The organism is Micromonospora sp. CNZ322 (genome assembly GCF_007827755.1).
In genome coordinates this window covers 193,416-203,118 of the sequence record NZ_VITD01000013.1, presented here as the reverse complement: position 1 = coordinate 203,118, position 9,703 = coordinate 193,416, and the positions used below count along the sequence as shown (strand labels likewise).

The window sequence follows — 9,703 nt, the reverse complement described above, 5'->3', positions numbered from 1 at the left end:
GATCACCGCCCACGCCTCGTCAGTCAGTTCACCACGACGTACCACCGACACATCGTCAACGATCAACCACACAAGATCGACAGGACATGCCCTAGGTGCGATGTTTCAAGACGGACGGCGGTTGATTGCTCCGCCTGGGTGACTCAGGCCGGGCCACCCGGACACATCGAACAAACGATCACCGCGAAGACCGAAGCCCAACCCTTAGATCATCCGCCCGCAGCGGCACAGCAGCTCAGACGATCAGCACCGAGTGCGACGCCAAGTTGGAGCGCTACCGCGCAGCCCTCGACGCTGGAGCCGACCCAGCGGTAGTCACCGGCTGGATCGCGCAGACCCAGGCCGAACGCGCCCGTGCGGAGGCAGACCTCCGCGCGAACACGAGCACCGCCCCGCGCAGGATGAGCCAAGCAGAAATCACGACCGTGGTGAACGCGCTCGGCGACATCACCGCCGTGCTCCGCGACGCCGACCCGGCCGACAAGGCCGAGGTCTACCGGCAACTCGGTCCCCGGCTGAACTACCAGCCTGAAACGCAAACGGTGCGCGCTGCAGTCGATCTCAGCGCACACCGTGGGCAAATCATTTGTGTCCGAGGGGCGATCGATACCGCGACCCCACCGTCGCTATGTACCGACGATGAGGTGGTAATCAACGGTCAGCACCCGGGACAGGGTGCTGTCGTCAGGCACCCGCCGGACACCGGTGAACGCGTCGCGGGTTGCACCGAGACGCTCCCACGCCGCTCCGACAGGTCGGCGGCCCATTCGACGATCTCCACGACGCGGCTCGATTCCCGAAACCACCGCCGCGATCGCGAGCAGTCCCGGCAGCGGATGGATCCGGCCGCCAGCGTCCCGTGGGTCCGGAACCCGGGCGAGGGCCTGCAGCAACCCTGGCGTGTCCTGTTCCGACAGCGGCAAAATTCGCCGCTGCACCGATCGCGACTCCTGCGTGACAAGGCGCCTTTGATAAACAGCGTAAGTCCCGGCTACCGGAACGGTAGTGATCGATGTCTTGACTCTGTGCGCCGCCCTGCTCATGATTTACTGCGGCGGTTCAAAAGTGAGGGTAGATGTGATGACGCAGGGAGATCCACCGGCAGGAGGCCCCACATCAGCCGTCACTCTCAGCGAGCTTGGACAAACTGGCCGACTCGCGCGCGCCGGTCGAGGCACGAGGGACTGGCTGACACGTAGGGCCCATCGACGGGAACTGAGTATCGCGAGCCTCGGTTCGGTGCTCCTCGCTGTCGCGATGATCTGGCTGATTCCGCCGTACGCGGTTCGCGTGGTGACTGCCGGCGCCAAGACTGTGCCGATCGCCGACCCGGCCCACACCATCGTCGGTGACGTGGGTGACCCGACGGCCCAAGCATGGCTGGTGGGATGGGGTGGCCACGCTCTCACCCACGGTCTGCGTGGCCTGTGGGATACCAACGCCTTTTATCCAGACACGTACGGCCTAGCCCTGAACGACAGCCTGCTCGGCTATGCCCCGGCAGGGCTGATAGGCAGCGGTGTAGTCGGCGCCGTGCTGCGCTACAACATCCTGTTCGTGCTGGCTTTCGCGCTCGCCTTCCTCGGCGGCTACGCGCTCCTGCGCCAGCTTGGCGCGAATAAGGTCGCCGCCGCGGTAGCCGGGGCCGCCCTCGCCTACGCGCCCTGGCGCTACGGCCACGACGGCCATTTGAATATTCTCTCCACCGGTGGTATCACTCTGGCCCTGGCGATGCTGGCACGCGGCCACGGACTCTCGTTCACCCGCGGCTACCTTGCCGAACGAGTCCGGCCGGGCTGGGCGTTCGCTGGTTGGCTGGTCGCGGCCTGGCAGGTCAGCCTAGGCTTCGGCGTGGGGCTGGGATTCGTATACGTCCTCGCCGCCCTCTGCCTGATCACACTGACAGCCTGGCTGATCCACCGCCCACGCCTTAGCCTCCGGCTGATCGTCGGTGATCTGATCGGCGGGCTGGTCTTCACCGCGGTGACCGGATACTTCGCGTACGCGTACAAACACGTGCGCGAGCTCAACCCAGATGTCACCCGGGACTGGGACTACGTCGCGCATTTCTCCCCGACACTGCGCGGGCTTCTCGTGGCGCCGCAGTCCTCGCTGCCCTGGGGCACCCTGCACAACGACGCCCGCACCGCACTCGGTGACGTACCGACTGAGAAAGTGCTGCTATGCGGGTATGCACTGTATCTACTGGCCTTCGCCGGCCTGTTCCTATCCCGCTGGTCACCGGTGCAACGGCTTCTGCTGCTGTTCGGGGCGGTCGTCGGAGTGTTGTTCGCGCTGGGCACGAACGGGCCGATCTACCGCCTGCTCTATCTTTACGTGCCCGGGTTCGATGGGTCCCGTACACCAGGCCGCTTGATCTTGTGGCCCACTCTCTGCCTGGCCATCCTCGCGGCTGGCCTGGTTACCCACCTGTACGAGGCGGCTCGCAGGGACGCCAAGCCGGAATGGTCGGTGAGAGCGGGACGCCTGCTGACCGTTCCGCTGCTGGTCCTCGTGCTAGCTGAGGGCCTACCTGACCTGGACCACCCCCAAACCCCAGCCAAACCGGCCGCGATGGCGCTAGCCTCCGCGCACGCTCCCATCATGGTGTTGCCGTCCAACGACGGTATCGACCTCCACGTCCTACTTTGGTCGACCGACGGTTTTCCCACCATGGTCAACGGTGCGGCCAGCTACACCACACCCAACCGTCAGGCGATCCGCGACGTTATGGCGACCTTCCCCAGCGAGGCGGCCTTAGATCGGTTGCACCAGCTCGGCATCCGCAGCGTCGTCCTGCTGCGCAACCGGGTCCAAGGCACCCCGTACGAACCACTGCTTAACATTCCCGACGTACCCGGCATCACCCGCCACGACGTCGGGCCAGACGTGGTTTACACCATCGATACCAACACGAATTGATGTTGAGCGTGTACTCGGGACACGAGGATCGTTCTGTCTGAACGTGAGGAGGGGTGAGCAGCCGCCGTGGATCGTCCCGGACGAACTCTGGGCCGAGATCGAACCACTGTTGCCACCCCGACCACCACGCCGGCACCGGTTCCCCGGGGTAAGCGCCTCGACGACCGCAGAGTGTTGTGCGGAATCCTGTTCATGCTTCACACCGCGATTCCGTGAAGGTTTCTGCCCCAGGAGTTGGGGTTCGGCTTTGGGAAGACCTGCTGGCGCAGGTTGCGGGACTGGAACGACGCCGGCGCATGGCAACGACTGCGCGAGATCCTGCTCGGCAAGCTGCGGGCCACCGATCAGCTGGACATGTCGAGGGCGGTGATCGACGGCTCCCACATCCGGGCGCTCAATGGCGGCCCAAAACCGGTCCGAGCCCGGTCGACCGCCGCAAGCCAGGCTCGAAACAGTTCGCCGACCTAGGCCGAGCGCTCGGCGACATTTCCACCGTACTGCGTGACGCCGACCCCGACAACAAAGCCAAGGTCTACAGGCACTAGGCCTCCGACTCACTTGCCAGACCAAAACGCAGACGGTGCGCGCTGGACCACCGTCGGATCGTCGGATATTCATCAACGTCCGCATGAAGGCCCCGTGGGCTTGGCGAGGACCCCTCAGCCCGCGTCGACGATTTCCACCGCGGGTGCGAAGTGGCGGACCGCCGCCTCAATGCTCGGGCGGTGCAGTCGCCAGAGGGTCGCCGGCCGGCTGTCGGCGAGGACGGCCGGCGGCACGTGCGGGACGAGCGCCCGGTTCATCCGCCGCAGGCCGCGCGAGCGCGCCGAGCCCGGCAGCGGCGGCAAGCCGGGGCGCCGCTGCAGCCCGACGTACGGGACCGTGGTCGGGCCGGCCTGTTGCGTCCACTGCACGACAGCCTCGATGTCGGACCACAGCACCACCGCAGTGTGTGAGGACGGCCAGAGCGAGGTTTGACCCAGAGTGACCCCGGCCGCGTCGACGCGCAGCGCCACACGGCAGCTGAGCACGCCCACGAGCCGCACGCGGTGCGTCGGCACCGGTCGGGCGACCTGATGCCCGCGGCGCTCCGATCCTCGCCCGGCTTTGTCCGGCCTCAGCGGGCCCGCTGAGGCCGACTTCTGACTGGCATGCTGGCCGCCAGATTGTCGGGGGGTTCGGCAGGATCGCCGGGGGCGGAACAACGGCGGTTGCAGGGGGTCGGCAACCAACGACGATCAAGTTGGCCGGAGTCGGCCGGCGCCTGTGGGTGTCCGCTGGTGCAGGCTGGTGCTGGCATATCGGCGGAGGTGCCGGACAGTCGCCGACGCCGGTCACGAGCGTCGGCGTCGTCCGCGCGCGGTGAGAAGAGCTGACATCCTGAGGAGGTGCCGTGTTCACCACCATTGCCTGGGCCACGGACGGTTCTGCGGAGGCGTCCGAAACACTGCCCTTCATGGAGGGTCTCGCGCCGGCCACCGGCGCGATGTTGATGATCAACGGCGTTCAGGAGGTCACTATCAGTCGGCCGGCGGTGTCAACGCCACTCGCCGACGCCCACGTCGCGGCGGTTTCAACCCGGTCCGGGGCGGAGTAGTCAGGACGGCCCGCATGGCCGAATCCGGGACCGGATCGCCGAAACGGCTCTGCGACGTCCTGCAGTGCCTGCGGGGACCTCGCCGAGACAGGCACGCAGCACGTCGGTAAACGGGGAACAAGTGGGCTGCGAACCCCACGCAGGTGCGTCCACGGTGGCGACCCTGGACGCACCTACGTGGGTTTCGTCGTGAGGCGGTCCGGACGAAACGGTGATCAGATTCCAACCAGTCGGACGCGGGCTCCGGAAGCCTCACGCCGCGGCGGACACCCTTAACGGAGCCCAGCCAGGAGGCCTTCTCGTGAAGGACAAGGAATGAACGACCCCCGACTGATCGACTCGATGCCGTGGCACTCCCGTCCAGCGAGCGACGTCGCCCACCACTTCGGGGTGGAGCCGGGCGTCGGGCATTCGGCGGTGGAGGCTGCGCGCCTGCTGGAGCGGTACGGTCCGAATCGGCTCGCCGAGGCACCGACGGTGCCGTGGTGGCGGGCGATCCTCCGGCAGTTCCAAGATCTGCTGATCATTATCCTGCTGCTCGCGGCGGTGGTGTCGTTGCTGGTGAGCCGCGAGTGGGAGACGCCGGCGGCTATCGCGTTCGTCGTGGTGCTGAACGCGGTGATCGGCTTCGCGCAGGAGTCCCGTGCGCAGGCGGCGCTGGATGCGTTGCGGCGGATGAGCGTCACGACGGCCACCGTGCGCCGCGACGGGCGGATCGTGCGGCTCGACGCCGCCGACCTGGTACCCGGCGACGTGATCGTGGTCGAGCCCGGCGACCGGGTGCCGGCGGACGGCCGGTTGCTGCAGGCGACGTCCCTGGAGATCCAGGAGTCGATGCTCACCGGCGAGGCGCAACCGGTGGTCAAATCGACGCCGGTCGAGGTCGACGAGGCTGCCGCCCTCGGGGACCGGGTGAACACCGTCTACATGAACACGGCGGTCACCCGGGGTCGCGGCGAGGTGCTGGTCACCGCGACGGGCATGCGGACCGAAATGGGTCGCATCGCAGACATGCTGCACGGCGCGCAGGCCGGGCAGAGCCCGTTACAACGTCAGATCGACGCGTTGAGCCGCACACTCGCGATCATCGCCGCGGTCGTCATCGCCGTCGTGTTCATCCTCGGGCTGGTACGCGGGCAACAGTTCAGCGCCCTGTTCGTCACCGCAGTCTCGCTCGCTGTCGCGGCCATCCCTGAAGGACTGCCCGCAGTGGTCGCGTTCACGCTGGCCATGGGCACCGGCCGGCTGGCCCGGCGGGGCGCCATCGTGAAGCGGCTGGCGTCGGTGGAAACGCTGGGCAGCACCACGCAGATCTGCACCGACAAGACGGGCACACTGACGCTCAACCAGATGACCGCCCGGGAGATGCTGCTCGCCGGCCGCCGCTTCACAGCATCCGGCCAGGGCTACGCGACCGACGGACGGATCCGCACGACCGACGGGTCACCGCTGCCGGACACGCTCAACCACGCGCTGCTCGCCATGGCGTTATGCAGCGACGCCGTACTGCGCGACGGCGACGTGGTCGGCGACCCCACCGAAGGCGCCCTGGTGGTCCTCGCGGAAAAGGGCGGCATCGACGTCGCGGCACTACGCGCGGAACGTCCCCGGGTCCTGGAGATCCCGTTCGACTCCGACTACAAGTTCATGGCCACCTTCCACCACTGGACCGACGACCAGGACGAGGAGGTGGTGCGCTGCTTCGTCAAGGGCGCCCCGGACGTGCTATCCGCCCGCGCCGACCGCTATCTGGGCGAGTCCGCCATCGTGGCATTCGACGCCGCCGCACAGGCCAGATACGAGCGGGTCAACGGGGAACTGGCCGCGCAGGGAATGCGGGTGATGGCCATCGGCGTGGAGGACTTTCCGGCCGCGGGATTCGACCCCGTGGAAGACCCGAAGGACATGCTCGACCGGGTGGTGCTCGTCGCCCTCGTCGGTATCGTCGATCCGCCGCGTCCCGAGGCGCGCCAGGCCATCGCCGAGTGCCGCAGCGCCGGCATCCGGGTGCGGATGATCACCGGAGACCACGCCGTCACGGCCGCGGCCATCGCCGGGGAACTCGGCATCCCCGGGCAGGCGGTGACCGGGGCCGACCTAGACGCGATCGACGACGACGCCCTCCTCGCCCGCCGGCTGGACGACATCGGGGTGATCGCACGGGTCTCACCCAGTCACAAGATGCGGATCGTGCGGGTGTTGCAGGACCGCGGCGACGTGGTCGCGATGACCGGCGACGGCGTCAACGACGCCCCCGCGCTGCGCAAGGCCGACATCGGTGTCGCGATGGGATTGACCGGCACGGAGGTGACCAAGGAAGCCGCGACAATGGTGCTGACCGACGACAACTTCGCCACCATCGTCGCCGCTGTCCGCGAGGGCCGTGGGGTGTATGCGAACATCGTCAGCTTCACCCGCTTCCAAGTCTCCACCGCGCTGGGTTTCGTCGCGACGTTCCTGATCGCGTCGCTGACCGGCATCGCCGGCGGCGCCCCGTTCACCGCGCTGCAGATCCTGTTCGTCAATCTGGTCATGGACGGACCACCCGCGATGTCACTCGGTGTCGAACCGGTCAGCGCGGACGCCATGAGCCGGCCGCCGCGACCCCGTCACGAACGGATCCTCAACCGGCAGCGGCTGCTACGGATCGGGCTGGCCAGCACGGTGATGGCCGCCGGCACCCTCGCCGTGCTGGCGTGGGCCCCCGGACCCGCCCCCACCACCGCCGGCCAGGCCAGCGTCGCCGGCACCATGGCGTTCGTGACATTCGTGTTCTTCCAGGCGTTCAACCTACTCAACGTCCGGCACGACACCCGCAGCGCGTTTCGCCGTGAGACCCTCGAAAACCGGTCGGCGTTCGTGGCCACCGCGACCGTGGTCGCCTTGTTGGTGCTGCTCGTGGAGATGGACGTCCTGCACGGCTCGTTCACCACCACCGATCTGACGTCCGGACAGTGGCTGACCTGCGCCACGGTCGGCGCCACCATCCTGATCGCCGGTGAGCTGGTCAAGGGCGTCCTGCGCCGCCAGGCCCGGCAGGCACGCCGGCAGACCACGGAGGTTCCCGCATGAGCAGCGAGCCCCTTTCCCGGTGGGGCCGTGGCTAGTCCGCGAGCCGGCCTGGAACCCGAAACTGCTGGCCCAGACGGAGTCGGTATTCGCCCTCACGAACGGCCATCTCGGGCTGCGCGGCAACCTCGACGAGGGCGAACGGCAGTTATCTCAACGGCGTCTACGAGCAGCGCCCGCTGCGGGTGTCACCGGCCGGCCGGCGGGCGGGTTGCGGATCGGCAGCACCCCGCTGGTGTCCTTCACCCAGCGGGCGGTCGCCGCGATCGACTACACGGTCGAGGCCGTTGACTCGAATCTGCGGATCACCGTGCAGTCGGGTCTGATCGCCAACGAGGCCCAGCCGCAGGCCTCCGGCGATCCCCGCGTCGCCGCCGTTCTGGACCGGCCCCTGGCCGCCGTGGAACAGGACACCCGAGCAGCACGGCGCGGTGCCGCTGCACCGCACCGGGCCAGCGGCGTGCTGATCGCGGCCGGCATGGACCGCGAGATCACCCGGCGGGGCGACTACGACGAAGAAGCCGACGTCCGCGAGGGCTGGGCCCGCACCACCGTGGTCACCGTCTTACGTGCTGGCCAGCAACTACATGTCGTCATATATCTCGGGTACGGGTGGAGCGCGACCGCTCGCCGCAGGCGCTCCCCGATCAGGCCGCGGTCCGCTGCCGACACGTTGCGCTGGCGGCGCAGCGCTCTCGGCCTGGCGCGGCGGAGGGCCCGCACGCTCGGACTGTCCGGGGCGGCGTTCCCCTGGCGGACCATTCGCGGCGAGGAATGCTCGGCGTATTGGCCGGCCGGCGCCGCGGCGCTGCACCTCATCGCCGTCGTCGCCCGGACGGTCGACCTCTAACGGCAGGTCGCCTGTGATGCCTGTGTGGAAGGCGACTGCGGGTCGTCGGCCGTCGTCGAGGGCTTGGCGGGCTGCGCCAGCATCCCGGCGTGCTGGCCTTGGCGCCGCGGCTGCCCGCCGGCGTCACCCGGCTGAGGTTCCGGATCCGGCACAGCGGCCTGCGCCTGCGCCTGCGCGACGGCTCCGATGCCCGGTTGCCGGTGCTGGTCTACGGCGAGCGGGTCGACGTCGGCGCCGCCGTACCCCTCGGGCCGGTACTGCCCGAGCCTCGGCAGCCCGCCGGACGAGCCCTCGACTCATGGCATCGCCGTCTCACGACACGTCCGGCGACGTGACGTGAGGCACGACCATGATCGGCCGGTGCGCGTGGTGCACGGTCGCCACGGCCACACTGCCGAGCAGGGCTTCGCGGACCGCGGATCTTCCGCGTGAGCCCACCACCACCAGCGCCGCCCGCCGGTCCCGCGCGTGGCCGGCCAGCGTTTCGGCCACGGCTCGCGCCGCCGTGGCGTGGCGCCCGTGCGCCGCGAGCGGGATCACGTCATGGCTGCCGGCGGACGGCGTGTGCTGGTCGCCCTGATTGACGCTGGCTAGCTCCACGATTCGCGTGGGGAACAGCCGTGCCGCCGCGGCGAGGGCCGCCTGTGCGCCGGCGGAGCCGTCCCAGCCGATGATGATCGGGCCGTCGGTCACGTCCGCCCGCTCCGCCATGAGCAGTGGGTGGGGGACGACGAGCACGGGGCGTGCGGCGTAGTGCACGACCATGTCGGAGACGCTGCCCAGTACGGCTTTGGCGCCGCCCAGCCCGCGGGAACCGACCACGATCAGGTCGGGGTCGAGTTTCTCCGCGACCTGGGTGAGGTGCACGCCCTCGCCGCCGTAGGTGCGTTCGACCAACGTGTGCGCGTCCCAGTCGGCGGCGACGGCGAGGGTGGCGCCCATCGCGGCGAGGCGGTGTGCCTCGCTGGCACCTTCCCGCTCGATGGCGTCGACGAACTCGTTGACGGCGGCGGCGCCTTTCCATAGCCGCTGACGCAACGGCTCGCTCCCGAACGGTGGTGTCCAGAGGTGACCGATCCAGGCCTGCGCCCCAGGGAGCAGGGCGGCGCCGATCTCGATGGCCGCGCTGGCCGATTGTGATCCGTCGTAGCCCACCAGGATCCGGGTGGTGGGCGTCTCGGACATCGATCCTGAACTCGGCTGTACGGTAACGGTCATTTCTGTGCTCCTCATCCAGGTGGAATCGGGGTGCATGCGGCAATCGT

8 protein-coding genes and 1 pseudogene are annotated in these 9,703 nt (G+C 68.7%); 6 read left to right on the top strand and 3 right to left on the bottom strand.

Features of this window, described 5'->3' with window-relative positions; translation table 11 throughout:
• Positions 1-626 precede the first annotated feature (626 nt).
• Positions 627-1,043, bottom strand: coding sequence for a transposase family protein (locus FB453_RS34425; protein ID WP_186718574.1), 417 nt, complete (start codon positions 1,041-1,043; stop codon positions 627-629).
• 214 nt (positions 1,044-1,257) lie between these two features.
• Between FB453_RS34425 and FB453_RS26580 the strand changes: the two genes are divergently transcribed.
• Complete coding sequence (locus FB453_RS26580; protein ID WP_486480477.1) at positions 1,258-2,922, top strand: hypothetical protein; 1,665 nt, start codon at positions 1,258-1,260, stop codon at positions 2,920-2,922.
• A gap of 659 nt (positions 2,923-3,581) precedes the next feature.
• Here the strand turns inward: FB453_RS26580 and FB453_RS26575 are convergent.
• Positions 3,582-3,983: a hypothetical protein gene (locus tag FB453_RS26575; protein WP_145794633.1), complete on the bottom strand. Its 402-nt coding sequence runs from the start codon at positions 3,981-3,983 to the stop codon at positions 3,582-3,584.
• A gap of 332 nt (positions 3,984-4,315) precedes the next feature.
• Here FB453_RS26575 and FB453_RS26570 point away from each other — a divergent pair, with 332 nt between their 5' ends.
• From FB453_RS26570 to FB453_RS26555, 5 genes and pseudogenes are all read left to right on the top strand, one after another.
• A complete protein-coding gene (locus FB453_RS26570; RefSeq protein WP_145794631.1) occupies positions 4,316-4,519 on the top strand; it encodes a hypothetical protein in 204 nt (67 codons plus the stop codon).
• Between the two features lie 315 nt (positions 4,520-4,834).
• A complete protein-coding gene (locus FB453_RS26565; RefSeq protein ID WP_222431419.1) occupies positions 4,835-7,591 on the top strand; it encodes a cation-translocating P-type ATPase in 2,757 nt (918 codons plus the stop codon).
• 19 nt (positions 7,592-7,610) lie between these two features.
• Positions 7,611-7,788, top strand: a pseudogene (locus FB453_RS35115) (hypothetical protein); the annotation flags it as partial.
• An 11-nt stretch (positions 7,789-7,799) separates the two neighbouring features.
• A complete protein-coding gene (locus tag FB453_RS26560; RefSeq protein WP_486480476.1) occupies positions 7,800-8,438 on the top strand; it encodes a hypothetical protein in 639 nt (212 codons plus the stop codon).
• Positions 8,439-8,458: 20 nt separating this feature from the next.
• Positions 8,459-8,773, top strand: a complete 315-nt coding sequence (locus tag FB453_RS26555) for a glycosyl hydrolase family 65 domain-containing protein (RefSeq protein WP_486480479.1) — start codon at positions 8,459-8,461, stop codon at positions 8,771-8,773.
• Here FB453_RS26555 and FB453_RS26550 read toward each other — a convergent pair.
• On the bottom strand, positions 8,751-9,656 hold the full coding sequence (locus FB453_RS26550; protein ID WP_486480475.1) for a universal stress protein: 906 nt from the start codon (positions 9,654-9,656) through the stop codon (positions 8,751-8,753). The genes FB453_RS26555 and FB453_RS26550 overlap by 23 nt on opposite strands.
• Positions 9,657-9,703: the final 47 nt, after the last annotated feature.